At 33.4% G+C, this 24,865-nt stretch carries 25 protein-coding genes; 16 read left to right on the top strand and 9 right to left on the bottom strand.

Features of this window, described 5'->3' with window-relative positions; all coding sequences use genetic code 11:
• Positions 1 to 30: 30 nt before the first annotated feature.
• From BC961_RS10035 to hpt, 3 genes are all read right to left on the bottom strand, one after another.
• On the bottom strand, positions 31 to 1,305 hold the full coding sequence (locus BC961_RS10035) for a hemolysin family protein (protein ID WP_121925748.1): 1,275 nt from the start codon (positions 1,303 to 1,305) through the stop codon (positions 31 to 33).
• Positions 1,306 to 1,525: 220 nt separating this feature from the next.
• Positions 1,526 to 2,098 carry an adenylate kinase gene (locus BC961_RS10030; RefSeq protein ID WP_121925747.1) on the bottom strand — a complete coding sequence of 191 codons (573 nt, stop codon included), beginning with the start codon at positions 2,096 to 2,098 and terminating at the stop codon, positions 1,526 to 1,528.
• Positions 2,099 to 2,113: 15 nt separating this feature from the next.
• The gene (gene hpt, locus BC961_RS10025; RefSeq protein ID WP_121925746.1) at positions 2,114 to 2,644 is read right to left on the bottom strand and encodes a hypoxanthine phosphoribosyltransferase; all 531 of its coding nucleotides are present in this window, start codon (positions 2,642 to 2,644) and stop codon (positions 2,114 to 2,116) included.
• A 107-nt stretch (positions 2,645 to 2,751) separates the two neighbouring features.
• Between hpt and BC961_RS10020 the strand changes: the two genes are divergently transcribed.
• The 3 genes from BC961_RS10020 (at position 2,752) to purE (ending at position 5,055) form a co-directional block, all read left to right on the top strand.
• On the top strand, positions 2,752 to 3,282 hold the full coding sequence (locus BC961_RS10020; RefSeq protein ID WP_121925745.1) for a hypothetical protein: 531 nt from the start codon (positions 2,752 to 2,754) through the stop codon (positions 3,280 to 3,282).
• Positions 3,283 to 3,336: 54 nt separating this feature from the next.
• A complete protein-coding gene (locus tag BC961_RS10015) occupies positions 3,337 to 4,494 on the top strand; it encodes a 5-(carboxyamino)imidazole ribonucleotide synthase (RefSeq protein ID WP_121925744.1) in 1,158 nt (385 codons plus the stop codon).
• Between the two features lie 72 nt (positions 4,495 to 4,566).
• Positions 4,567 to 5,055: a 5-(carboxyamino)imidazole ribonucleotide mutase gene (purE, locus tag BC961_RS10010; RefSeq protein WP_121925743.1), complete on the top strand. Its 489-nt coding sequence runs from the start codon at positions 4,567 to 4,569 to the stop codon at positions 5,053 to 5,055.
• A gap of 107 nt (positions 5,056 to 5,162) precedes the next feature.
• Here the strand turns inward: purE and BC961_RS10005 are convergent, their stop codons facing one another.
• Positions 5,163 to 5,834 carry a hypothetical protein gene (locus tag BC961_RS10005; protein ID WP_121925742.1) on the bottom strand — a complete coding sequence of 224 codons (672 nt, stop codon included), beginning with the start codon at positions 5,832 to 5,834 and terminating at the stop codon, positions 5,163 to 5,165.
• Between the two features lie 216 nt (positions 5,835 to 6,050).
• Here BC961_RS10005 and BC961_RS10000 point away from each other — a divergent pair, with 216 nt between their 5' ends.
• Positions 6,051 to 8,078, top strand: coding sequence for a M3 family metallopeptidase (locus BC961_RS10000; protein ID WP_121925741.1), 2,028 nt, complete (start codon positions 6,051 to 6,053; stop codon positions 8,076 to 8,078).
• An 85-nt stretch (positions 8,079 to 8,163) separates the two neighbouring features.
• Positions 8,164 to 8,877, top strand: coding sequence for a YqjF family protein (locus BC961_RS09995; protein WP_121925740.1), 714 nt, complete (start codon positions 8,164 to 8,166; stop codon positions 8,875 to 8,877).
• 100 nt (positions 8,878 to 8,977) lie between these two features.
• Here BC961_RS09995 and BC961_RS09990 read toward each other — a convergent pair whose 3' ends face one another.
• Entirely contained in the window at positions 8,978 to 9,709 is a 732-nt protein-coding gene (locus tag BC961_RS09990; RefSeq protein WP_394345445.1) for a hypothetical protein, read from the bottom strand.
• A 228-nt stretch (positions 9,710 to 9,937) separates the two neighbouring features.
• Between BC961_RS09990 and gcvP the strand changes: the two genes are divergently transcribed.
• From gcvP to BC961_RS09960, 6 genes are all read left to right on the top strand, one after another.
• Positions 9,938 to 12,787: an aminomethyl-transferring glycine dehydrogenase gene (gene gcvP, locus BC961_RS09985; protein ID WP_121925738.1), complete on the top strand. Its 2,850-nt coding sequence runs from the start codon at positions 9,938 to 9,940 to the stop codon at positions 12,785 to 12,787.
• A gap of 258 nt (positions 12,788 to 13,045) precedes the next feature.
• Positions 13,046 to 14,104 carry a 3-oxoacyl-ACP synthase III family protein gene (locus BC961_RS09980; protein WP_121925737.1) on the top strand — a complete coding sequence of 353 codons (1,059 nt, stop codon included), beginning with the start codon at positions 13,046 to 13,048 and terminating at the stop codon, positions 14,102 to 14,104.
• Positions 14,105 to 14,428: 324 nt separating this feature from the next.
• Positions 14,429 to 14,953: a methyltransferase domain-containing protein gene (locus tag BC961_RS09975; RefSeq protein ID WP_121925736.1), complete on the top strand. Its 525-nt coding sequence runs from the start codon at positions 14,429 to 14,431 to the stop codon at positions 14,951 to 14,953.
• 61 nt (positions 14,954 to 15,014) lie between these two features.
• The gene (locus BC961_RS09970) at positions 15,015 to 15,863 is read left to right on the top strand and encodes a glycosyltransferase (protein ID WP_121925735.1); all 849 of its coding nucleotides are present in this window, start codon (positions 15,015 to 15,017) and stop codon (positions 15,861 to 15,863) included.
• Between the two features lie 68 nt (positions 15,864 to 15,931).
• Complete coding sequence (locus BC961_RS09965) at positions 15,932 to 16,681, top strand: MlaE family ABC transporter permease (RefSeq protein ID WP_121925734.1); 750 nt, start codon at positions 15,932 to 15,934, stop codon at positions 16,679 to 16,681.
• Positions 16,678 to 17,439 carry an ABC transporter ATP-binding protein gene (locus tag BC961_RS09960; protein ID WP_121925733.1) on the top strand — a complete coding sequence of 254 codons (762 nt, stop codon included), beginning with the start codon at positions 16,678 to 16,680 and terminating at the stop codon, positions 17,437 to 17,439. Before BC961_RS09965 ends, BC961_RS09960 begins: the two co-directional genes overlap by 4 nt.
• A gap of 11 nt (positions 17,440 to 17,450) precedes the next feature.
• Here BC961_RS09960 and BC961_RS09955 read toward each other — a convergent pair whose 3' ends face one another.
• The 3 genes from BC961_RS09955 to BC961_RS09945 form a co-directional block, all read right to left on the bottom strand.
• Positions 17,451 to 17,903: a hypothetical protein gene (locus BC961_RS09955; protein WP_121925732.1), complete on the bottom strand. Its 453-nt coding sequence runs from the start codon at positions 17,901 to 17,903 to the stop codon at positions 17,451 to 17,453.
• Between the two features lie 100 nt (positions 17,904 to 18,003).
• Positions 18,004 to 18,606: a SprT-like domain-containing protein gene (locus BC961_RS09950; protein ID WP_121925731.1), complete on the bottom strand. Its 603-nt coding sequence runs from the start codon at positions 18,604 to 18,606 to the stop codon at positions 18,004 to 18,006.
• A gap of 26 nt (positions 18,607 to 18,632) precedes the next feature.
• Positions 18,633 to 19,310 carry an SDR family NAD(P)-dependent oxidoreductase gene (locus BC961_RS09945; protein WP_121925730.1) on the bottom strand — a complete coding sequence of 226 codons (678 nt, stop codon included), beginning with the start codon at positions 19,308 to 19,310 and terminating at the stop codon, positions 18,633 to 18,635.
• A gap of 131 nt (positions 19,311 to 19,441) precedes the next feature.
• Between BC961_RS09945 and BC961_RS09940 the strand changes: the two genes are divergently transcribed.
• Complete coding sequence (locus BC961_RS09940) at positions 19,442 to 20,008, top strand: GNAT family acetyltransferase (protein WP_121925729.1); 567 nt, start codon at positions 19,442 to 19,444, stop codon at positions 20,006 to 20,008.
• A gap of 56 nt (positions 20,009 to 20,064) precedes the next feature.
• Here BC961_RS09940 and BC961_RS09935 read toward each other — a convergent pair whose 3' ends face one another.
• On the bottom strand, positions 20,065 to 21,204 hold the full coding sequence (locus BC961_RS09935) for an acyl-CoA dehydrogenase family protein (RefSeq protein ID WP_121925728.1): 1,140 nt from the start codon (positions 21,202 to 21,204) through the stop codon (positions 20,065 to 20,067).
• Between the two features lie 292 nt (positions 21,205 to 21,496).
• On the opposite strand from BC961_RS09935, the gene BC961_RS09930 reads away from it, so the two are divergent.
• From BC961_RS09930 to BC961_RS09915, 4 genes are all read left to right on the top strand, one after another.
• Positions 21,497 to 22,723: a Glu/Leu/Phe/Val dehydrogenase dimerization domain-containing protein gene (locus tag BC961_RS09930; protein WP_121925727.1), complete on the top strand. Its 1,227-nt coding sequence runs from the start codon at positions 21,497 to 21,499 to the stop codon at positions 22,721 to 22,723.
• Positions 22,724 to 22,932: 209 nt separating this feature from the next.
• Positions 22,933 to 23,637 (top strand): MotA/TolQ/ExbB proton channel family protein, encoded by a 705-nt coding sequence (locus tag BC961_RS09925; protein ID WP_121925726.1) that lies wholly within the window; start codon positions 22,933 to 22,935, stop codon positions 23,635 to 23,637.
• Between the two features lie 2 nt (positions 23,638 to 23,639).
• Complete coding sequence (locus BC961_RS09920) at positions 23,640 to 24,032, top strand: ExbD/TolR family protein (protein WP_121925725.1); 393 nt, start codon at positions 23,640 to 23,642, stop codon at positions 24,030 to 24,032.
• Between the two features lie 31 nt (positions 24,033 to 24,063).
• Positions 24,064 to 24,861 carry an energy transducer TonB family protein gene (locus BC961_RS09915; protein ID WP_121925724.1) on the top strand — a complete coding sequence of 266 codons (798 nt, stop codon included), beginning with the start codon at positions 24,064 to 24,066 and terminating at the stop codon, positions 24,859 to 24,861.
• Positions 24,862 to 24,865: the final 4 nt, after the last annotated feature.

Below are 24,865 nucleotides of genomic sequence, written 5' to 3'. Positions count from 1 at the left end.
TTTGAGTTTCTAAACGATATATAACTATTATTACATTTGTAATGCTTTGACCATTACTTTATCAATCTTCACTCCATCCATGTCAATTACTTCCAACTCAAATTTTTGCCATATTAACTTCTCTCCTTGTTTTGGGATACGAGACAATTCCGTCATAATTAATCCGCTAACCGTAGTCACTTCATAATCATTGATTAATTCGTCTAATTCAAAATAAGTTAAGAAATCATGTAGTGAATAATGTCCATCAACTAACCACGTTCCATCTTCTCTTTCTATTAATTGGAAATCATCCTTATAAAATTCAGAAGCATCACCTACAAGGGCTTCTAAAATATCGTTTAGTGTTATTATTCCTTGAAAAACTCCATATTCGTCAGACACAAATGCGTAATGAATACCTGTTTTCTTAAAGTTTTCAAGTGCAACATAAGCCGTAGTTTGCTCCATCATAAAAGGAGCCTCAGTCATAATATTTGCAAGATTGAAATTTGGATTTTCAAAATTGGCGAAAATATGTTTAAGGTTAACAACACCTACAATCTCATCATAATTCCCATTATAAACCGGATAAATAGAATGCAGCTCTTTAAGCATGAACTCCTTTACTTCTTCCTTGTTGGCATCAAGAGGCAAAAACATTACTGCTTTCCTATGCGTCATCAAAGAATTTATTTTTCTATCTCCAATGTGAAAAACGCGTTCCACAATATCTTGTTCTATCTCTTGTACTTCTCCACCTTCAGTTCCTTCTTTGATGATTGCTTTTATTTCCTCTTCCGTTACTCTTCCGTCGGCGGTAGGTTTTATTTGCAATACATTCAATAAGAATTCTGTGGAATGTGTTAGCAACCAAATGAAAGGTGCTGTCACAATAGAAACAATTTTCATAGGTAAAGCGACTGCCTTAGCGATTGCTTCGGGATGATTTAATCCTATTCTTTTAGGCAGTAACTCTCCTAAAACTAATGAAAAGAATGTCAAGATAACAACTACAGAACCTACAGCCAGCGGATGTGCGTACGGTAAAAGCAATTGAAATCCTTGATAAAAGGTTTCAACATCTTTAGTGATCTTGTCACCACTATAAATACCAGTAAGAATACCTATCAAGGTAATCCCTATTTGTACAGTTGACAAAAATTTATTTGGCGAGTTTGCCAAATCTAAAGCAATTTTCGCGCTCTTATTTCCTTTTTTTGCTGCAGTTTCTAATCTATTTTTTCGTGCTGAAATCAAGGCGATTTCTGACATGGAGAAAACCCCATTTAGCAGTATTAGAAAAAATATTATTATTATTTCCAAGTTCTTATTTTAATTTGTTTAGGTATTCTAAATCGATTTTTCGTTTTTTAAAATCGAGTGTGTTTATTATTTAATACTTTAGCCCAGATTGCAGTGCAAAGCCCGGAATTTATAAAAGGTAATTTTCTTGACAAAAAAGAGCGACCAGCGGAAGCTCCTTTTATGACTTAGAAAATACTTTTTAGAATTGAGGACTTGCAACGTAAAGCTGGAATAGCTTCTATAAACTATCTATAACTTTACTCACTCTATCGGTAATTTCTGCAATTGAACCAATTCCATTTACAGAGTGAAATTTATTTTGAGCGTCGTAATAACTAATTAGCGGAGCTGTTTTTTCATTATACTCTTCATAGCGATTTCTGATTTTGCTTTCATCTTGATCATCTATTCTACCACTAGTTTTTCCTCTTTCTAACAAACGCTGTACTAAAATCTCATCATCAGCTTCAAGAGCAACTGTTGCTGATACTTTTGAACCTATTGAAACAAGAAATGCATCTAATGCTTCAGCTTGAGCAAGTGTTCTTGGATAACCATCAAATAAAATCCCGTTAGTATCCGAGTGTTTATTCACCTCATCAATCAGCATTTTAGTCGTTAATTCATCTGGAACTAAATCTCCAGCATCCATGTAAACTCTGGCTTGTTTGCCTAGCTCTGTATCGTTTTTTAGATTAAAACGAAATACATCTCCAGTTGATATGTGCGTTAATTTATATTTTTCTTTCAAAAACTCAGCTTGAGTTCCTTTACCAGCTCCTGGCTTTCCAAATAAAACAATATTAGTCATGTTGTGGTTGTGTAGTTATTCTTTTAGTTTATATACTTCTGGTAAGTTTCTTCCTAAACCATCATAATCTAATCCGTATCCAACAATAAATTTGTTTGGAATTCTAATCCCAACGTAATCTATTTTAACGTCTTTAGTATATGCTTCTGGTTTAAAAAATAGTGTTGCTATTTTAAAATGTTTCACGTTTTGTTTCTTGAAAAGCTCTTTTAACTCTACTAAAGTGTTTCCGGTATCAACAATATCTTCTATTATAATGACACTTCTTCCAGTTAAATCTTGATTAAGACCAATCAATTGTTTTACGTCATTTGTGGTCTCAGTTCCTTCATAAGATGCCATTTTTATAAAAGAAACTTCACAAGGTTTTTTATATAATTTCATAAAATCAGAAACTACCATGAAAGAACCATTTAATACTCCTATAAATACTGGAGTTTCACCAATAAAATCATCCTCTATTTGAGCGACCATTTTAGTCAAAGCAAATTCAATTTCTTTGGCAGTAATAAATGGAACAAATTGTTTATCGTGAAGTTGTATCATTTTTTCAAGTTTAAAATAATGGGCAAATATAGCAATTTATGAATTGGGAATTCAGATTTAGAACCATAAGAATAATGTACATTTGAAAATAATATGTTTTTTCTATAATGAATAGTGATCTTTATAAAAATATAAATAATAGTAACGCTCATCGGTCTAGCAGAGATTCAATTGCGAAAGAGGTCTTGAAGCACGGAAATCTCTTTGCCGATTTATTTGAGATTGCTTTAAATACCAATGACAAAAACCACTACAAGGCTTGCTGGATTATGGAGTTAGTTTTACAGGAAAAAATCGAGTTTATTAAGGAATACCTTCCTAACTTTTGTGACAAACTAACAGAATTTAAAAATGAAAGTGCATTGCGCTCTATTTCAAAAATTTGCATGTTTTTGAGCAAGTATCATGTTTTAGCAAAATTTCAAGAAGAACAAATAATCGAAAGTTGTCTTGACTGGCTAATCACTGACAGCGTTAAAGTAGCCACAAAAGCGTACGCTATTAGAGCTCTTTTTGCATTTGGTAAAACCAACAAGTGGATATATCCTGAATTGCAACGCATCCTAATTGATGATTCTCATAAACATTCGTATGCCTATAAAGCCGTAGCTCGAGAAATTTTGAAGAAAATTAAATAGCATTTTCGGAATTAGTGTTTAAAAAGTATCTTTGCCAAAACATACAACTACACAATGAATTATTTTTCTTCTGATTTTAAATTAGGAATACTTGGCGGTGGACAACTAGGTAAAATGCTATTGTTTGACACTCGAAAATTTGACATACAAACATACGTTCTAGATCCAAGCGACGAAGCGCCGTGCAAAATTGCGTGTGACCAATTCTTCAAAGGAGACTTGATGGATTATGAAACGGTTTATAATTTTGGGAAGTTAGTAAATGTTTTAACTTTTGAAATCGAACTAGTCAATCTCGACGCACTCGTTAAATTAGAAGATGAAGGATTAAAAGTTTATCCTTCACCTAAAACATTAAAATTAATCCAGAATAAAGGAATTCAAAAAGATTACTACACCAAACACGCAATTCCTACAGCTAATTACACAAGATTCGATGACATAAAATCTTTGATTGTCGCCATATTAGAATCAAAAATACAATTACCATTTGTGTGGAAATGTACTGAATTTGGTTACGATGGCAACGGCGTAAAAGTGATAAGAGAAATTGCCGATTTAGATAATCTAGCGAATGTAGAATGCATTGCTGAAGAAATGATTCCGTTTAAAAATGAATTAGCAGTGATCGTTTGTCGTTCTCCGTCAGGACAAATAAAAACGTATCCTGTGGTTGAAATGGAATTCCATCCTGAAGCCAATCAAGTAGAATATGTAATTTGTCCCGCTCGCATCAATCCAGAAGTCGCTGATAAAGCGAGAGCAATCGCGCTAAATGTTTCTGAAAAATTTAATCATGTTGGTCTTTTAGCTGTTGAAATGTTTCAAACGGAAGACGATGAAATCATCGTAAATGAAGTAGCTCCACGACCACATAATTCTGGACACTATTCAATCGAAGCGAGTTATACGTCACAATTTGAAAATCATTTACGAGCTATTTTAGATTTACCTTTAGGGAATACAGATAGTAAAGTAGCTGGAATTATGGTTAACCTTGTGGGTGCCGAAGGATTTTCTGGTGATGTTGTTTATGAAAATATTGAAAAGATTTTAGCTTGGAATGGTGTTACGCCACATATTTATGGAAAGAAACAAACACGTCCGTTTAGAAAAATGGGACATGTAACAATTGTAAATAGTGATATTGTTGAAGCTAGAAGAATTGCTGAAGATGTAAAAAATACGATAAGAGTTATAAGTAACACATAAACACAAATTTGACAGATTGCAGCTTATATAATTGCAGCTAATTTGTAAAATGAGTTTTCAAAAATAAAAAAAATGAGCAAAGTAGCCATAATAATGGGAAGCATTTCAGACATGCCTGTAATGCAAGAAGCGATAGATATTTTAAAGGCTTTTGAAATCGAAATCGAGGTAGATATTGTTTCTGCGCACAGAACACCTGAGAAATTATTTGATTTCAGCACAAATGCACACACACGTGGAATATCAGTGGTGATTGCTGGTGCTGGTGGAGCTGCTCATTTACCAGGAATGGTCGCTTCTATGTCTCCACTTCCAGTGATAGGAGTTCCTGTTAAGTCTAGCAATTCAATAGATGGATGGGATAGCGTTCTTTCTATTTTACAAATGCCGGGCGGTGTTCCCGTTGCAACCGTAGCGCTTAACGGAGCAAAAAATGCAGGAATATTAGCGGCTCAAATCATAGGAAGTCACGATAAGACTGTGATGGAAAAGATCATAAAATATAAAACAGAATTAAAAGAATCAGTTATTATCGCATCTGACAGCCTGAATAAAAAATAAAATTGATTTGAACTTTTCAAATTAATTTTAAATTTTTAAAACCTAAAATGCCCTCAAAACACTGATATTTTGAGGGCATTTTGCATTAATTTAAGTCGATACTTAATTTATTCAATCTCAACTGGAATTTCTAAGACAGCTTCATATTGTGAAGAATTAACATCATCCTTACTTAACCAATACTCTGAAGTCGTAATTGTAAAATTGACATTATCTGAAGTTGTAACATCCCATAGTACATCTTCTGCCTCAGGAAACGGTGCGTTTTCATTCATAGCGTGATCAAATAATCGCTTAATCAAGTTACTATCTGACAATCCATAATTCAATAATTTTAAAATATTCTCTTTGGTTAAAGCATTTTCATTCTCACCTTCTATTAATTCAAAAGAACATTCAAGGATCGTTGCTTTAGCATTTGGAAACTTTCCATTATACGCTTTAAAAAGCAACTGATTAATATGGAACAAAGTAGAGTGCAATCTAATTTCAGGATATTCCTCGCAAACTTTGTCTAGTAACATATCATTTGAAATTTGATGAATTTGTCCATGGTTCAAGTCTTCTGCTAACTTATACTCTAGCATTATGACAGCAGCATCTTTTGGTTCGAAGTCTGAAATTGCCATGAACAACAATTCTTTTAAAGTCGCTCTATCGGAACCATCTGCATCTGGATAATCAAATTTTGCTAACAATTTTACATAATCGTCATTTATCCAATATTCTTCTATCTCATCTACCGTATTCGCTCTATTTATTGTAATCTGATATTTCATGTTTTCTTATTTTTTTTTGATTTGCTTATTTAAAAACCAATCATTTTTTACAATTTAAGGCTTTCTTACTGAGAAAAGAAATAAATAACATTTAAATAACAGATTTACTGTCGCATTAAATTGAGCCAAATCATAATCTACTTCAAGTTCAATTTTTAAATTATTCGCTACCTTTGTTATAATTAAAAATAGATTTTTTTATAAAAATAAATTCAAATGAGCATACTAACAACACTATTTAATACACTTCATAATACAGCCCCTTTTTCTAAAATAAAAAATGAAGATTATCTTCCAGCATTCATAGAAGGTATCGCATTGGCAAAAGCCGAAATTGACGCGATAGTTCAGAACGAAGTAATTCCTACTTTTGAAAACACAATAGAAGCTTTAGATTATAGCGGTTACATTCTGGATCGAATTTCTAGCATTTTCTTCAATCTGAATTCAGCAGAAACTAATGACGAAATTCAGAAAATTGCGCAAGAGGTTTCGCCATTACTATCAGACTTTAGTAATGACATTACTCTAAATGCGGCACTTTTTGCAAAAGTAAAAGCAGTATATGATCAGAAAGCATCATTGAACCTCAACCCGGAACAAACCACTTTATTAGACAAAAAATATAAAAGCTTTTCTCGCAATGGTGCCAATCTTAGTGAAGATAAAAAAGCAAAACTTCGAGAAATCGATAAGGAATTATCGAAGACAAGTTTAAAATTTGGTGAGAATGCATTGGCTGAAACGCAGGCTTTTCAAATGCATCTTACAAATAAAGATGATTTAGCAGGATTGCCAGAAGGGACGATAGAAGCCGCTCGTTCTTTGGCTCAAAGCCAAGAAAAAGAAGGTTGGATATTTACACTTGACTATCCAAGTTATATTCCTTTTGTTACTTACGCTGACAGTAGAGAATTGCGTAAAAAAATGGCTATTGCTTCTGGTGCTAAAGGTTTTCAAAATAATGAATTCGATAATCAACAGAATGTTCTTAAAATTGCAAAACTCCGTTTTGACAGAGCGCAATTGTTAGGTTATGCAACTCATGCGCATTTTGTTTTAGAAGAAAGAATGGCACAAAGCCCAGAGAAAGTACTTTCCTTTTCAAATGATTTACTTGCAAAGGCCAAACCAGCTGCATTAAAAGAATTTGCTGAATTGACGGCTTTCGCCAAAGAACTAGACGGTATAGAGCAATTAGAAAAATGGGATGGCGCGTACTACTCTGAAAAGCTGAAACAAAAATTATTTGATTTAGATGATGAAAAGTTAAAGCCTTATTTTCAATTAGAAAAAGTACTAGAAGGTGCTTTTATAACTGCTGAAAAATTATTTGGTTTACATTTTGAAGCAACTAAAGCGATTGATAAATACCATGAAGAAGTTGCAACTTATGAAGTGAAGGACGATAACAATAATTTAGTTGCAGTTTTTTACGCTGATTTTTTTCCAAGAAAAGGAAAGCGCAATGGAGCATGGATGACATCCTATAAGTCACAGTATATAAAAGATGGATCGAATGAGCGTCCACACATTTCTATTGTTTGTAATTTTACAAAACCAACAGAAACTAAGCCATCACTTTTAACATTCAATGAAGTGACCACTTTATTTCACGAATTTGGACATGCTTTGCACGGAATATTAGCAAATACTACTTATCCTAGTTTATCAGGAACTTCAGTATTTTGGGATTTTGTAGAGCTGCCAAGCCAAATTATGGAAAACTGGTGTTACGAACCAGAAGCGTTATCATTATTTGCGCACCATTATCAAACAGGCGAAATGATACCAATGGATTTAGTAGAAAAAATTAAAGAAAGCGCCAGTTTTCAAGAAGGAATGGCAACAATGCGTCAGTTGAGTTTTGGTTTATTGGATATGGGTTGGCACGGACAAGATCCTTCAAATATTACAGATATTAAAGCTTTTGAAACGGAACAGTTTGCGGCAACGCAGTTGTATCCTGAAGTTGCTAAAAATGCAATGTCGACTGCATTCTCTCATATTTTTCAAGGAGGTTATTCATCTGGATACTATAGTTATAAATGGGCAGAAGTTTTAGATGCTGACGCTTTTGAATACTTTAAAGAAAAAGGAATTTTTAATAAAGAAGTCGCTAACAAATTTAAAGGCAATATACTTTCTAAAGGTGGAACTGAACCACCTATGGAATTATACAAACGCTTTAGAGGTCAAGAACCAAAACCGGATGCTTTGCTACGAAGAGCGGGATTAATCTAAAGCTTTTTATCAAATATAAAAACCGGAGTAGCATTGCTTCGGTTTTTTATTACATTTAATTCGATCGTATAAAAAAATAAAAGTTATGAGTTTTTTAAAAGCAGAATGGAATAATCTAGCTATGATCAATTATGAGGTCAATCCAGAGATTCTAAAAAAGTATGTGCCAAACGGAACAGAACTTGATTTATGGAATGGGAAATGCTATGTGAGTTTCATTGGATTCCTTTTCGAAAAAGTTAGAGTTCTAGGAATAAAAATTCCATTTCACTCTGATTTTGAAGAAGTCAATTTAAGATTTTATGTTAGAAGATTTGAAAATGGAACTTGGAAAAGAGGTGCTGTCTTCATTAGCGAGATTGTACCTAAATTTGCTATTTCATTTATAGCAAACACTTTTTACAATGAACACTACAGCACTTTGCCTATGAAGCATAAGTTGAGTGTCAATAAGAACTCACGAGAATTCATTTACCAGTGGAAAATAAATAATAAGTGGAATACCATTCAGGTAGAAACTGAAAAAAATGCCGTAGAAATCGAACCCAATTCAGAAGCTGAATTTATAACTGAACATTATTTTGGTTATAATAAGGTCAATGAAAATGAAACTATTGAGTACCAAGTAACACATCCAAGATGGCAACAATACAAGGTGATAAGCAACACATCAGTTATCGATTTTGGAGGAGTTTATGGAAAAGAATTTGCTTTTATTAAGGATCTAGAACCAAGCTCCGTATTTCTAGCGGTTGGTTCTGCTATTACAATTGAAGTCAAGAGAAAAATTAAATTATAACTAATAATTAATTGGGAAAATAAACATTTGAGTACCTGTAAAGAGGTTTTCAGCAATAGTTTACTGATAACTCTAAAATTGTCAAGCGCTATTTATTTTTCTAAATAAAAACGACCATTAACCACCATAAAACAGGAATTCCTTCGACCCAAAATGAAGTGTAATATCTAGAGCGGTTTTCATTAGCGAAAAGAAGTAAGAAAGATAACAAAACAAACAAAACAGCATTGACTAACAGCTGCTTTTGATCAAAACCATTTTTCAAAAATTCTAAAAGATAAAAGAGAATCATCAACGATATACCTAGCGTTTTTGTTTTCCGTACTCCTATTTGCTGAGGAACTGTTTGTAAATGCGGATCATCATTTGATAAATCGATGATTTCAAAGACAATTACTAAGCAAAAAACAAGAATAAACCTTTGTATACATTTCAGATAAAAATCGGATGTGATAGGTATTTCTGCATTTAAAATTGGCAATCCTATCGTTACACCAACCCAACATAATGCTACAATATAAATTTTTACTCCAGCCCAGTTTCTGGCATTTCTTCTGTTGGGAAAAAAAGGTAATGTATATAACAATGTAATAGCTAAAAAAACTACCGCTACAATTTGGGTAATTCTTTCTAATTGAAAAAAATAATAACCAATCATAATTAGTGAACAAAAACTAAATAAGGCAATTAGCTTTAATTCCGTTTTCATTTTTTCTTTTTTGGCTCGAGCCAAAGCATCGTATTTTACAAAATTATAGCCCACTATGGTTCCAAAAAAAACAAAATTAGCAGTTGCTTCATCATTAGGAATGTGGAACATATAATACGTCATTCGGACTAAGGTATAACACGACAAAGCCACGTGTATACTGCTATTTATGTAAAAATCAAGAAGTAGCTTAAAAATCCTCATTAGACAAAATTAATCAAAGTGTTAATAAGAACGGCTTTTAGTTGAAAAATTCACAGAAAATCAACTTAAAAAAGGCTATTTATAGCATATTAATATTTAATTTTACAGCCTTTTAGAATAACAAACACACAACACATTTTATATACAATGAAAACAGACGCTTTTGCATTAAGACACATCGGTCCAAGAGAAAATGATTTAGAACATATGTTGAAGACAATTGGTGCCGACACTCTAGATCAATTGATTGATGAAACTATTCCAAGTGACATTCGCTTAAAATCAGATTTAGATTTAGAGCCTGCAATGACCGAATATGAGTTTGCAAATCACATTACTCAATTGGGGAACAAGAATAAAATGTTTCAATCTTACATTGGATTAGGTTACAATGCGGCAATTATTCCTGCTGTAATTCAAAGAAATGTTTTTGAAAATCCAGGATGGTACACTGCTTACACTCCGTATCAAGCGGAAATTGCTCAAGGTAGACTTGAAGCAATTTTAAATTTCCAAACAATGGTTATCGAACTAAGTGGAATGGAAATCGCAAATGCTTCACTTCTTGATGAAGCAACTGCAGCTGCTGAAGCAATGGCATTGTTATTTGATGTGCGAACTCGTGATCAAAAGAAAGCGAACGTATGTAAGTTTTTTGTTTCTGATGCAATTTTACCACAAACCTTGTCTGTTTTACAAACTCGCTCAACTCCTATTGGTGTTGAATTAGTTGTAGGAGATCACCAAGAATTTGATTTTTCTACTGATTTCTTCGGAGCAATCCTTCAATATCCAGGAAAATTTGGACAAGTTTATGATTATGCAGATTTTATAGCTAAAGCAGCAGAAAACGAAATTAAAGTAGCAGTTGCTGCTGATATTTTAAGTTTAGCAAAATTAACTCCTCCAGGCGAAATGGGAGCGGCTGTAGTTTTAGGAACAACACAGCGTTTCGGAATTCCGTTAGGTTACGGAGGACCGCATGCAGCTTATTTTGCAACTAAAGATGAATACAAACGAAGCATGCCAGGAAGAATCATTGGTGTAACTATTGACACTAATGGTAATCGCGCACTTCGTATGGCGTTACAAACACGTGAACAACATATCAAGCGTGATAAAGCAACTTCAAACATTTGTACTGCGCAGGTTTTATTATCTGTTATGGCAGGGATGTACGCTGTTTATCACGGTCCAAAAGGACTGAAATATATTGCTAGCAAAGTGCACGCTTCAGCGGTAACTTTAGCTAACACTTTAGAAAAATTAGGTTTCGAACAAACGAATACTGCATTTTTTGATACAATTGTAATAAAGGCTGATGCTCAAAAAGTAAAAGAAATTGCAGTTCGAAATGAAGTGAACTTTCATTACATCGATGAAAATGCGATTTCAATCTCTTTGAATGAAACAACAAGTATCGCTGATTTAAATAAAATTGTCAGCATTTTTGCTTCTGCAAAAGGAACTCAAGCACTAACAATTGATACTTTATCTAAAACCAATCATTTTCCAGAAAGCGTTGAAAGAACTTCAAGTTTCTTAGAACATGACGTTTTTGCAAAACACCATTCTGAAACAGCTTTGATGCGTTACATCAAAATGCTAGAGCGTAAAGATTTAGCGTTGAATCATTCTATGATTTCTCTTGGATCTTGTACAATGAAATTGAATGCAGCTTCAGAAATGTTGCCTTTAAGCAACGCTCAATGGAACAACATTCACCCATTTGCACCTTTAGATCAAGCGCAAGGTTACCAAGAAATGCTGACTAAATTAGAGCAACAATTAAATGTAATTACAGGTTTTGCTGGAACTACTTTACAACCAAATTCTGGTGCTCAAGGAGAATATGCAGGACTTATGGTTATTCGTGCATACCACCAATCAAGAGGAGATCACCACAGAAATATTGCTTTGATTCCATCTTCAGCTCACGGAACAAATCCTGCGTCTGCAGCTATGGCGGGAATGAAAGTAGTTGTTACTAAAACATTGGAAAACGGAAATATAGACGTAGAAGATTTACGTGCAAAAGCAATTTTACACAAAGACAATCTTTCTTGTTTAATGGTTACTTATCCATCTACTCATGGAGTTTTTGAAAGTGCTATTAAAGAAATTACGCAATTGATTCACGATAATGGTGGACAAGTATATATGGATGGCGCGAATATGAACGCACAAGTTGGTTTAACGAACCCAGCAACTATTGGTGCAGACGTATGTCATTTAAATTTACATAAAACATTCGCTATTCCTCACGGTGGTGGTGGACCAGGTGTTGGACCAATATGCGTTGCTCCACAGTTAGTTCCATTTTTACCTACAAATCCAGTGATTCCAACAGGTGGCGAAAATGCTATTACAGCTATTTCAGCTGCTCCATGGGGCTCTGCACTAGTTTGCTTGATTTCTTACGGATACATCTGCATGTTAGGTGCAGAAGGTTTAAAACAATCAACTGAATATGCAATCTTAAATGCTAATTACATAAAAGAGAAGTTAAATGGTCATTATGACACATTATATTCTGGTGAAATGGGTCGTGCAGCTCACGAGATGATTCTAGAATGTCGTCCATTTAAAGAAAAAGGAATTGAAGTAACTGATATTGCAAAACGATTGATGGATTACGGCTTCCACGCTCCTACTGTTTCTTTCCCTGTTGCTGGAACTTTGATGATTGAACCTACTGAAAGTGAAAACTTAGAAGAGTTAGATCGTTTTTGTGATGCAATGATTGCAATCAGAAAAGAAATTGAAGAAGTTACTTTAGATAATTCAAATAATGTTTTGAAAAATGCGCCACATACTTTAATGATGGTAACTACTGATAATTGGATTTTCCCTTACAGTCGTGAAACAGCAGCATTCCCATTAGATTACATAGCTGAAAATAAATTCTGGCCTACAGTTCGTCGAGTCGATGAAGCTTATGGTGATAGAAATCTAAATTGTTCTTGTGCGCCAATTGAAGCGTACATGGAAAGCTAGAAAAAAAACTAAATGTCTCGAGAAATCGGGACATTTTTTTTTGAAATTTAAACTTCTAAATAATTGAGGTAAAAAATTTATTTATTGATTTAAATGAACGGAGTGACAAAATCACATTTTTATTTTAGATTTATAATAAAATATTAAATAATATAGCTAAATACTTGTTATTCAATAATTATATGCACGCATAGTAAATATTGTGATAGTAATAATTTTTTTATGTTTAAATTAGCATAAAATTTGGAAAGAAACGCAATGAAAATAAAAATAACCGGCATAGGAAGTTATATTCCTGAAAAGAGAATAAGCAATGCAGACTTTGGAAACCATGTATTTTTAAACGATGATGGAAGTGCATTTGGTTATCCTAATGAAGTTGTTATCAATAAATTCAAAGGAATCACAGGAATCGAACAAAGACGCTATGCAGAAGACCACTTATCTTCTTCTGATTTAGCTTATTTCGCCGCTCAAAAAGCTATTGCAAGTGCAGCCATCGATCCAGAAACAATAGATTATATCATTTTTGCACATAATTTTGGAGATGTAAAAAAAGGAGCCATTCAGTCTGACATGCTTCCTAGTTTAGCAACAAGAGTAAAGCATAAATTACAAATAAAAAATCCTAAATGTGTTGCATACGATATCCTTTTTGGATGTCCAGGATGGATTGAAGGTGTGCTTCAGGCTAACGCATTTATAAAATCAGGCATGGCTAAGCGTTGTTTAGTTATTGGTTCTGAAACTTTATCTCGTGTTGTTGATGAGCACGATAGAGACTCAATGATTTATTCTGACGGAGCTGGTGCATCTATAATTGAAGCATCTGATGATGATTCAGGTTTACTATCTTATGAAAGTGGTACCTATGCAATGGATGAAGCTAATTACTTGTTTTTCGGAAAATCATACAATCCAGATCTAGATCCAGATACACGTTACATAAAAATGCACGGTCGTAAAATATACGAATTTGCTTTAAACACTGTTCCAGCAGCTATGAAAAGTTGTTTAGACAAAAGCGGACTCGGAATTGACGATGTCAAAAAAATACTAATTCACCAAGCTAACGAAAAAATGGATGAAGCAATTATTCATCGTTTTTATAAGTTGCATGGGAAATCAGTTCCACAAGACATAATGCCGATGAGTATTCATGAATTAGGTAACAGTAGTGTCGCTACGGTTCCTACTCTACTTGATTTACTAGTACGAGGCGAAATTAAAGATCAAAAAATTGTTAAGGGCGATATCCTTCTCTTTGCTTCTGTTGGAGCTGGAATGAATGTTAATGCTTTTATTTACAGATACTAAAACTGTTGTTTTTAAATTAAAGAAACAATTAATTGCTTTATTATAAGCAGCAGCTAATCCAGCTGTAGATTGCAATTCCTAACTCCAAAATTTGTTTTTCAACGATGCAATGAAGCTTCTTACATTCGCTTTTTGCATCTTGAAAAACTACATCTTGAAGCTCCGGGATTTTCTCCCGAAATATCGAGACCATCTGAGCTAAAAAACAAGAATCAAAAACACTTTTATTAGTATATTTGCACGCAGAATCTTTATGAAAAATGATTCTCGCACAAAATTAACTAAGATAAAGAACGAAATAGAATTCCGTTCGTCGAAATCGCCATGTACGAAAAAACGTTTCCTAATAAAAGATTCAAACATACTTTAGAATTCCTAAATAAACATATTACAAATTCCTCCACTATCTTAGATTTAGGCGTTGAAAATCCTTTTTCTAAAATAATGAAAGAAGACGGATATACTGTTACAAATACTACTGGGCAAGATTTAGACAACGACCAAACTGTTTTTCAGTCAGCAAAAACTGATGTTGTTACTGCTTTCGAAATTTTCGAACATCTTTTGAATCCTTACACGATATTAAACGAAATAAAATCAGACAAACTTTTTATCTCTATTCCGTTGCGTCTTTGGTTTTCGCCGGCTTATCGAAGTAAAACAGATATGTGGGACCGACATTATCATGAATTTGAAGATTGGCAACTAGATTGGCTTTTGGAAAAAACAGGTTGGAAAATAATTGACCGCCAAAAATGGACCAACCCAGTAAAGAAAATTGGCATCCGTCCTTTGTTGAGAAAATTCACTCCGAGGTATTACATTGTTTATGCTGAAAAAATAAAATAAACTTGGTAGCTTTCTAAAATTTAACGCCTTTGAAAAAGTTACAAAGTCAAACATACATTTAATGAATTATTACATCGTTATTCCAGCTCACAATGAAGAGCAATTTATTGCACTGACATTAGAGTCTTTAGTTTCTCAAACGCTTTTGCCAAAAAAAGTGGTAATTGTAAATGATAATTCTACTGATACAACAGCTGAAATAGTTGAATCTTTTGCAAAGCAAAATCCATTTATATCATTGGTCGAAAAAAAATCAAGCGCTATTCATTTACCTGGAAGCAAAGTAATTCAAGCTTTCCAAACAGGTTTTGAAACCTTGGATGATAATTACGATGTGATTGTAAAAATTGACGCCGATTTAATTTTCCCTCTTAATTATTTGGAAACGATTGACAAGCATTTTAAATCAGATCCTCAAATAGGTATGGTTGGCGGATTTTGTTATATCGAAAAAAATGGAGAATGGATTTTAGAAAATCTAACGGACAAAGACCATATTCGCGGGGCATTGAAAGCGTATCGCAAAGAGGTCTTTAAACAAATAGGTGGTTTAAAACCGCAAATGGGTTGGGACACCGTTGATGAATTGCTTTGTAAATTCTACAATTGGAAAGTAGTCACAGATGAGTCTTTACAGGTAAAACACTTAAAACCAACAGGAGCTAACTACAACAAAACAGCTCGATATAAACAAGGTGAAGCTTTTTACACCTTAGGTTACGGATTTACAATCACCGCTATTGCCTCGGCAAAATTAGCGATGATGAAAAAGAAACCACTACTCTTTTTGGATTATATAAAAGGATTCTGGAAAGCTAAATCAGCTAAAACACCACTAATGGTAACGGCAGAACAAGCAAAATTTATTAGAAAGTACCGCTTAAAAAAAATGAAAGAAAAGGTTTTCTAGTGAAAACTAAACCAAATTGACAAATAACTCGTAACTAATTTTGTAATTTAGCCCTTATTCACATAACTATGATGCTCCTTCGATATATAACGCAAATAGGAAGATATTTCCTGATGCTAAAAGAAATCTTTAACAAGCAAACCAAATGGTCTGTAATGCGGAATTTAATTTTCAAGGAAATTGATGACTTGATTATTGGATCTCTAGGAATTGTAGCCTTTATTTCCTTCTTCGTTGGAGGTGTTGTGGCAATTCAAACTGCATTAAACCTAACTAATCCGCTGATACCTAAATATCTTATTGGATTCGCTACAAGACAATCTGTGATTTTAGAGTTTGCTCCAACATTTATTTCAATCATTATGGCGGGAAAAATGGGATCGTTTATTACTTCTAGCATCGGTACAATGAGAGTTACGGAGCAAATTGATGCTCTAGAGGTAATGGGAGTTAATGCTTTGAATTATTTAGTATTTCCTAAAATTATAGCGCTTTTATTATATCCTTTTCTTATTGGAATTGCAATGTTTCTAGGTATTCTAGGTGGATGGATGGCTGGTGTTTATGGTGGTTTCATATCAAGTGCTGAATTCATTAATGGAGCACAAATGGATTTTATTCCATTCCATATTGCATATGCCTTTCTAAAAACATTAATTTTCGCATTATTATTAGCAACTATACCTTCTTTCCATGGTTATTACATGAAAGGTGGAGCTCTTGAAGTTGGTAAAGCAAGTACAGTTTCATTTGTTTGGACATCAGTTTCAATAATACTTTTCAACTATATATTAACGCAACTGTTACTAGGATCATGATAGAATTAAAAAACATAGAAAAATCATTTGGTGGAAATAAAATCCTTAAAGGTATTTCGACAGTTTTTGAAACTGGAAAAACCAATTTGATTATAGGACAAAGTGGATCTGGAAAAACAGTTTTACTAAAAAGTCTTTTAGGTATTCATACACCTGAATCAGGACAGATATGTTTTGATGGTAGAATATATTCTGAATTAGCGCCAGATGAGAAGAGAGACCTTAGAACGGAAATAGGAATGGTATTTCAAGGAAGCGCACTTTTTGATTCCATGACTGTAGCTGAGAATGTTGGTTTTCCTTTGCGAATGTTCACCAAAGACAATAAAGCTATGATTAAAGAGCGTGTTGACTTTGTACTTGAAAGAGTAGCACTTAAAGATGCGCATCATAAATTACCTTCTGAAATATCAGGAGGAATGCAAAAAAGGGTTGCCATTGCACGAGCAATCGTAAACCGACCAAAATACCTTTTTTGTGACGAACCCAACTCTGGTCTTGATCCAAATACTTCCACCCTAATTGACAACTTAATTAAGGAAATCACTGAAGAATACGATATCACAACCGTGATTAATACACACGATATGAATTCGGTTATGGAGATTGGTGATAATATCTTGTTCCTAAAAAATGGTCTAAAAGCTTGGCAAGGAACCAAAGAAGAAATTTTTATTACCGATAATGAAGCAGTAGTTGATTTTGTTTACTCTTCTAATTTATTTAGAAAAGTAAGAGAAGCATATTTAAAGGAGTAATAAAATCTATACTAATTTTCGATTTTATAATTCCATTTATCACGCTTATGCTGTTTACCTATTAAAGGTACAATGATAAATACAGAACCATAAACCATAGGGATTATACCAACTGAAGCTAGATAGCCACCTGAGGTGAGAACTGAGACACCTGCCATTGTTAAAAGACCTCCGCTAGCAATAGAAATAGGACTTAAAACTGTAGAGAAAGTTGAAGCTTTTCTAATTTTTAAAATTGAATCTATTTTAATTTCAGTTCCTTTTATAACGATGGTTGCAGTATCTATGATTTTAAAATTTCCTGCAATTTTTTGATTATTATGCAGTTTTACTTTTATTCTTCTGTTCTCTACGAGATATGTGTGTCCACTTCCTTTTTTTGAAGTTAAATAAATTCCGCGCTGCTGTGCATAGCTGAAATTAATAAAAAAGAATAGAAATAGTACTGTTGTAAATGGATTCATTATTCTACTTTAGAAATTGATTGAAACAAATATAAAAATAATATTTTATAATCCTTTTCTTTCTATAAAATGAAGCAATTAAACAGTAAGATAATGATAACTAGTTCGTTTTCAACAACTCTACCTCAGCGTTAGGATTAAATAAATACATCTTGCCTGAACTTATCTCCAGACATTCAAAACGTTTCGTTCGGACCGCTATTTTCTTGAAAATTTTACCATTCGAAATTCTAAAAATACTTCCATAAGGAATTTCGAAAACATAATTTTTATCGTTTACCTGATCAAACTGTTTCAATGCTAATGCTAAAGTTGTGTCAGTGTCGCTACTAGCAGTTGGGTTTTTAAAGTGTCTTGCTAACAGTGGCAATAATTGAGCAGGGAAAATCTCTGGTCTAATATAAGGAACCATCAAGCGCTGAAAAGAAAATTTCCACTCATTACCATGTGGTTTTATGTTTCTTCCAAATTTTTCAAAAGCAACTAAATGAGAGATTTCATGAATTAATGTAATCAAAAACTTGTATTTATTTAAGTTTGAATTAACCGTTATTTCGTGCTTTCCATTTAATCCTTTTCGATAATCTCCATGACGAGTTTGTCGTTCATTGACGATTTTAAGATGCACTTGATTAGCTACAATTAGTTCGAAAACTGGTTTTACGGCGTGCTCGGGAAGATATCTTGATAAGGTTTCACTCAAAATTAAATCTAACTTAAAAGTTTTATTTATGGATTAGTTGAAGATACTTGCAACACCTTACCATTGAAATATTTATTTCCTGTCAAAGTAAAATTGAAAATATAATCAGCCATTTCGTTTGCTGAAATTGGAGCTTGATATCCTGGAAAAGCTTCTTCGAGCATTTCTGTTTGCACAGAACCTAATGCTAATACATTAAAAGAAATTCCACGCTCTTTATATTCCTCAGCTAGTAATTCCATAAGTGTAATAACAGCTCCTTTACTAGAACTATAGGCTGCAAGTCCCGCAAATTTCAAGCTTCCTTGAATTCCGCCCATCGAACTAATAGTTACCACATGACTTCCTTTTTGCAAATAAGGCAATGCAATCCGAGTCAAATTAGCAACCCCAAAAACATTGACTTTATAAATGTTTTCGAAATCTTCTTGCGAAGTTTCTGCAAAAGGTTTCAAAATTAAGCTTCCGGCATTATGAATAATAGCATCTATTTGCTTCCACGATTTCGAAACAAAATCACTTACTTTACTTAATTCTGATTCATTAGATAAATCAACTGAAAGACAAGTTATATTTGCATTTCCCAATAATGTCTGTGGAATTTTTCTCGATATTGCTAGCACTTGATGTCCTGAATTTGCAAACTGCAGTGCTAACTCATGACCTATACCTCTACTTGTACCGGTAATTATAATATTTTTCATTGTACAAAAATAAGCAAAAACGTCAAAATAGCCTCGCTTTAAGCAAAGGATTGTTTTTGGATTTTAAAAACAAAGCGTAATTAAATTTTTCTTAATTTTGAATAAACACACTAATTTAAATTTTCCTTTTAATGATAGAAAATATACGATTTGAAATAGCAACTTTAAATGACATCGAAGGTGTTCTGGCATTGCAAGAACTTTATTTAGTTTCGAATTTATCTGAGGAGGAAAAAGTTGGTGGTTTTGTGACAACGCCATTTACAATTGCACAGTTAACAGAAGTTATTGAGTGTCAAAATTTATTTGTGGCAAAAGATAAAACTAAGATTATTGCTTATATTTTTACTGGAAGTTGGGATTTCTTCAATCAGTGGCCCATATTCAATCACATGATTTCGCTATTACCTGAACTTCACTTTTTAGATCATAAATTTAACACTGATAGTAGCTTTCAGTATGGACCTGTTTGTATTCATAAAGAATATAGAGGCAATGGTTTAATCAGTCCGTTTTTTGAATTCATGCGTGTGAACATGAAGAGTAAATACCCATTAAGCTTGACTTTTATTAACAAAACTAACATACCATCTCGTAAAGCACATATTGAAAAACTAAAATGGGAAATAATAGCTGATTTTCAATTTAATAGCAACGACTATCTTATTTTAGCTTATGACATGAACAAAAGTGTCTAAAAGAAAAACCCTTTCTAACCGAAATTAGAAAGGGTTCTATAATTAAAATAATATTTTTAAGAAATCAAAGTTCTTGAAATTACAATGCGTTGAATTTCAGAAGTACCTTCATAAATCTGAGTAATTTTAGCATCACGCATCATACGCTCTACATGATATTCTGAAACATATCCATTTCCACCGTGTATTTGAACTGCTTCGATTGTGGTGTCCATCGCCGTTTGGGAAGCAAACAATTTTGCCATTGCACCAGATTGAGAAATGTCTTTTCCTTCATCTCTTTCTGAAGCTGCTTTTAGAACTAGCATTTTGGCTGCCATAATTTGCGTCGCCATATCTGCTAATTTAAAAGCAATTGCTTGGTGTTTGAAAATTTCTTTTCCAAATGCTTTGCGTTCTTGAGAATATTTTAAAGCAAGATCGTAAGCACCAGTTGCTATTCCTAACGCTTGAGAAGCAATTCCAATTCTACCACCATTTAAAACAGCCATTGCAAAATTAAAACCAAATCCATCTGCTCCAATTCTGTTTTCTTTTGGAATCTTTACATCAGTAAACATTAAGGAATGCGTGTCTGATCCACGAATACCCATCTTTTTTTCTTTTGGACCAATATCAAATCCAGTCCAACCTTTTTCAACGATAAAAGCGTTGATTCCTTTATGTCCTTTCTCAATATCAGTTTGTGCAATTACAATATAAGTAGATGCCGAAGAACCATTGGTAATCCAGTTTTTAGTACCATTTAATAAATAGTGATCTCCTTTATCGATTGCAGTGGTTTTTTGTGAAGTTGCATCTGAACCGGCTTCTGGCTCTGATAAGCAAAAAGCACCTATGACTTCTCCTTTAGCAAGGGGAACTAAGTATTTCATTTTTTGTTCTTCATTACAGTATTTTTCAATACCTGCACATACTAATGAGTTGTTCACAGACATAATAACAGCTGCAGAAGCATCAATTTTAGAAATCTCAGTCAATGCTAAAACATAAGAAATACTATCTAAACCTGAACCACCATATTTTGGATCGACCATCATTCCCATAAACCCTAACTCGGCCATCATTTTCACTTGCTCTGTAGGAAATTTTGAATGTTCGTCACGTTCAATAACACCAGATAATAATTCTGCTACAGCAAAATCTTTAGCTGCTTGTTGAATCATTAAATGTTCCTCTGATAGATTAAAATCCATATGTTTTTTTATAAATTAAATGTTCTTAAATTGGTCCTCAAAAGTAATTATTTAATATTTAATTTCAAACGTTTTCGTGAATTTAGCAATTGTTTAAAGATAAAAAATCATACTAAAACTACAAATTCAAACTAAGACACATACTATTTTTTAATGCTCCACTATTATCGAGTAATTTTTAGTTTAGTATCCAAAATTTAAAACAATCTGCAAGATTTAAAATAAAACTCAAAATACATAATTCACATTACTCTATTATTTATATTTGCCTAAATTAAACATATCGTAAAAAATGAAAGATTTATTAAATAAATTCGAAAATAAAGAACCGGAAATAGTTTTCCATTGGAAGGACGCTGAAACAGAAGCAGAAGGATGGACAGTCATTAATTCACTACGTGGTGGAGCTGCAGGTGGTGGAACTCGCATGAGAAAAGGTTTAGATATGAATGAAGTTTTGTCTTTGGCAAAAACTATGGAGGTAAAATTTTCAGTGGCTGGGCCAGCAATTGGTGGTGCCAAATCTGGAATAAATTTTGATCCAAATGACTCGAGAAAAAAAGGAGTTTTAGAACGTTGGTTTAAAGCAGTTTCTCCTTTATTGAAAAGCTACTATGGTACAGGAGGTGATTTAAATGTCGACGAAACGCATGAAGTTATCCCAATGACGGAAGAATGTGGTATTTGGCACCCGCAAGAAGGTGTTTTCAATGGGCATTTTAAACCAACTGAAGCAGAGAAAATCAATAGAATTGGACAATTGCGTCAAGGCGTTGTGAAAGTAATTGAAGATACAAAATATTCACCTGACGTTTTACGAAAATATACCGTAGCAGATATGATTACAGGTTTTGGCGTTGCTGAAGCAGTAAAAAACTATTACGATATTTACGGCGGAGATGTTAAAGGAAAAAAAGCAATCGTACAAGGTTTTGGGAATGTAGGATCGGCAGCTGCATTTTACTTAGCAGGTATGGGTGCAAAAATTATTGGTATAATTGATAGAGATGGTGGAATTATAAACGAAGAAGGATACACTTTTGACGAAATTAAAGCTTTTTACCTTACAAAAGATGGAAACAAGCTTGTCGCTGAGAATATGATCCCTTTTGATGAAATCAATGAGAAAATCTGGACGATAGGTGCTGAAATATTTACTCCTTGTGCAGCTTCACGTTTAGTCACTCAATCACAAATTGACAGCTTAATCGCTAATGGACTTGAGGTTATTTCTTGTGGTGCAAATGTACCTTTTGCCGATACAGCAATTTTCTTCGGACCAATAATGGAGCATATTGACAACAAAATCAGCTTAATTCCTGACTTTATCTCTAATTGCGGAATGGCTAGAGTATTTGCTTTCCTTATGGAGAAAAGAGTTGAAATGACCGATGAAGCTATTTTTCAAGATACTTCAGCAACCATTAAAGCAGCGATAGAAAAAGCTCACGCGCTAAATAATTCAAAAACAAACATAAGTGCGTCAGCATTTGAAATTGCTTTGAAACAATTAGTTTAAATCAATTTTACACGATAGTAGCTTTTGTTATTTAGACGGAGGTAAATAATTAGTCAGTTTAATGCATTGTTATAACAACAAATGCATAAACTGACTTTTTTTTATTCCTAAATTTACACCTTAAATAAATCCTTTGAGTTGCTAATTATAATCGAAGTAAATAGCAATTTTTATAATATATTAGCGTTTTCATAATAAATAAAATTTCTATGAGTCTATTGTTACAAGCGGACAGCCTATCTGTTGCGAAAGAAAGTTTAGTTGATGCAGTTCCTGTTGAAAAAACATTATCTATAATCGAGCTACTAACTAGCGGAGGACTAGCAGGTCAAATTATAATGACTGCTTTATTTTTAATGTTTTTTGTTGCTTTATATCTTTATTTTGAACGCCTACTGGCTATCAATGCTGCTTCAAAAATTGATGTGAATTTCATGGCACAAATCAAAGATAATATCAAGAATGGCCGAATCGATAACGCTAAAATCGCATGTGCTCATTATAAATCACCTGTCGCACGTTTAATTGAGAAAGGAATTTCAAGAATTGGAAAGCCGCTCGACGATATTAATACTGCTATCGAAAATGCTGGAAAGCTTGAGATTTATAAATTAGAAAAAAATGTAAGCATGTTAGCTACTATTTCTGGAGCAGGTCCTATGACTGGATTTTTAGGAACAGTTGTTGGTATGATTCAAGCATTCCACAAAATGGCAAGCTCTGGCGGACAAATTGAAGTTGGTGCACTTTCTGAAGGAATTTATACCGCAATGACAACTACTGTTGTTGGTTTAGTCGTTGGAATTATTGCTTATGTGGGTTACAACCACTTGGTAGTAAAAACAGATAAAATCGTTCACCAGATGGAAGCGAACGCAGTTGACTTTTTAGACTTATTAAACGACCCTGCATAATTATGAATTTAAGAGGAAGAAATAAAGTTAGCGCAGAATTCAATATGTCTTCAATGACTGATATTGTGTTTTTATTACTGATATTTTTTATGCTTACATCAACAATGGTTACGACTAATGCATTAGATTTAGTTCTACCAAAAGCAAAAGGAAAAACGGATAGCAATAAAAACATTTCAGTGAGCATCAATAAAGAATTACAATTTTTTATTGACAAAGAACCAGTGTCTGAATCTGAATTAGAATCAAAATTACTAGGTCTTTTTTCATCAGATAAAGAAAAAGCTATTGTTCTAAGAGCTGAAGAAGGAGTTCCTATTGAGAAAGCGGTAAACGTTTTAGACATTGCTAATAGAAACCAGATTAAAGTAGTTTTAGCGGTTAGACCTAAATAGTTTATTTGTCTTAAAAAAAGATTTATTCTACATGAAATATATAGAAACAAAAGAAGAAAAGAAATCATTTGTAATCACATCAGTAATTTTTGTGATTCTTTTTGTTTTGTTCTTTTATTTAGGATTGACCTCATTAGATCCTCCTCCCGAAAATGGAATAGCAATTAATTTTGGTACGACGGAATTTGGTTCTGGAAATATCCAACCTACAGAAGCCATCCAATCTGCTCCTAAAGCGGAGGCAGCAAAAGAAGCGGCGGCTAGCAATGACGATGTGCTTTCTCAAGATATTGAAGAAGCTGTCGTAATAAAGGAAGCTAAAAAAATTCAACCTACTAAGCAAACCGCTAAAGAGGAAGTAAAACCGAAACCAAAAGAAAATCCAAAGCCTTCAAAAAGTACTTCTGACGCATTATCAAGTTTGATAAATGGTCCTAAGTCGGATGGAAAAGCACAAGGCGGAGAAGGTAACGATAATCTTCCAGGAGATAAGGGAAGTCCAAATGGAAATCCTTACGCAAATAGTTATTATGGCTCAGGAACTGGAAGCGGTAATGGAAGCGGTTGGGGATTAAATGGCCGCAGCATTAGTTCTAGAGGAAAAGAAGTACAAAAATGTAATGAATTTGGAACTGTTGTAGTACAAATTACAGTAAATAGAAGTGGTAATGTAATTGCTGCAAAATATACGAAAGGAACGACCAATACCAATCCGTGTTTGATAGAACCTGCATTGGCCACAGCCAGGAAATATAGATGGCAACCCGATTCAAAAGCGCCTGAAACTCAAATTGGATTCATAACCGTGAATTTCAAAATTGGAGAATAATCAT

Source organism: Flavobacterium weaverense (assembly GCF_003688495.1).
Taxonomy (GTDB): domain Bacteria; phylum Bacteroidota; class Bacteroidia; order Flavobacteriales; family Flavobacteriaceae; genus Flavobacterium; species Flavobacterium weaverense.
Note: the sequence above shows the minus strand (reverse complement) of the source record. Positions and strands in the feature narration are given on the sequence as shown.

Coding starts and splice junctions, on each gene's coding strand:
- BC961_RS10030 (WP_121925747.1), bottom strand. CDS start 2,098: ATGACTAATATTGTTTTATTTGGAAAGCCAGGAGCTGGTAAAGGAACT.
- hpt (WP_121925746.1), bottom strand. CDS start 2,644: ATGATACAACTTCACGATAAACAATTTGTTCCATTTATTACTGCCAAA.
- BC961_RS10020 (WP_121925745.1), top strand. CDS start 2,752: ATGAATAGTGATCTTTATAAAAATATAAATAATAGTAACGCTCATCGG.
- BC961_RS10015 (WP_121925744.1), top strand. CDS start 3,337: ATGAATTATTTTTCTTCTGATTTTAAATTAGGAATACTTGGCGGTGGA.
- purE (WP_121925743.1), top strand. CDS start 4,567: ATGAGCAAAGTAGCCATAATAATGGGAAGCATTTCAGACATGCCTGTA.
- BC961_RS10005 (WP_121925742.1), bottom strand. CDS start 5,834: ATGAAATATCAGATTACAATAAATAGAGCGAATACGGTAGATGAGATA.
- BC961_RS10000 (WP_121925741.1), top strand. CDS start 6,051: ATGAGCATACTAACAACACTATTTAATACACTTCATAATACAGCCCCT.
- BC961_RS09995 (WP_121925740.1), top strand. CDS start 8,164: ATGAGTTTTTTAAAAGCAGAATGGAATAATCTAGCTATGATCAATTAT.
- BC961_RS09990 (WP_394345445.1), bottom strand. CDS start 9,709: ATGACGTATTATATGTTCCACATTCCTAATGATGAAGCAACTGCTAAT.
- gcvP (WP_121925738.1), top strand. CDS start 9,938: ATGAAAACAGACGCTTTTGCATTAAGACACATCGGTCCAAGAGAAAAT.
- BC961_RS09980 (WP_121925737.1), top strand. CDS start 13,046: ATGAAAATAAAAATAACCGGCATAGGAAGTTATATTCCTGAAAAGAGA.
- BC961_RS09975 (WP_121925736.1), top strand. CDS start 14,429: ATGTACGAAAAAACGTTTCCTAATAAAAGATTCAAACATACTTTAGAA.
- BC961_RS09970 (WP_121925735.1), top strand. CDS start 15,015: ATGAATTATTACATCGTTATTCCAGCTCACAATGAAGAGCAATTTATT.
- BC961_RS09965 (WP_121925734.1), top strand. CDS start 15,932: ATGATGCTCCTTCGATATATAACGCAAATAGGAAGATATTTCCTGATG.
- BC961_RS09960 (WP_121925733.1), top strand. CDS start 16,678: ATGATAGAATTAAAAAACATAGAAAAATCATTTGGTGGAAATAAAATC.
- BC961_RS09955 (WP_121925732.1), bottom strand. CDS start 17,903: ATGAATCCATTTACAACAGTACTATTTCTATTCTTTTTTATTAATTTC.
- BC961_RS09945 (WP_121925730.1), bottom strand. CDS start 19,310: ATGAAAAATATTATAATTACCGGTACAAGTAGAGGTATAGGTCATGAG.
- BC961_RS09940 (WP_121925729.1), top strand. CDS start 19,442: ATGATAGAAAATATACGATTTGAAATAGCAACTTTAAATGACATCGAA.
- BC961_RS09935 (WP_121925728.1), bottom strand. CDS start 21,204: ATGGATTTTAATCTATCAGAGGAACATTTAATGATTCAACAAGCAGCT.
- BC961_RS09930 (WP_121925727.1), top strand. CDS start 21,497: ATGAAAGATTTATTAAATAAATTCGAAAATAAAGAACCGGAAATAGTT.
- BC961_RS09925 (WP_121925726.1), top strand. CDS start 22,933: ATGAGTCTATTGTTACAAGCGGACAGCCTATCTGTTGCGAAAGAAAGT.
- BC961_RS09920 (WP_121925725.1), top strand. CDS start 23,640: ATGAATTTAAGAGGAAGAAATAAAGTTAGCGCAGAATTCAATATGTCT.
- BC961_RS09915 (WP_121925724.1), top strand. CDS start 24,064: ATGAAATATATAGAAACAAAAGAAGAAAAGAAATCATTTGTAATCACA.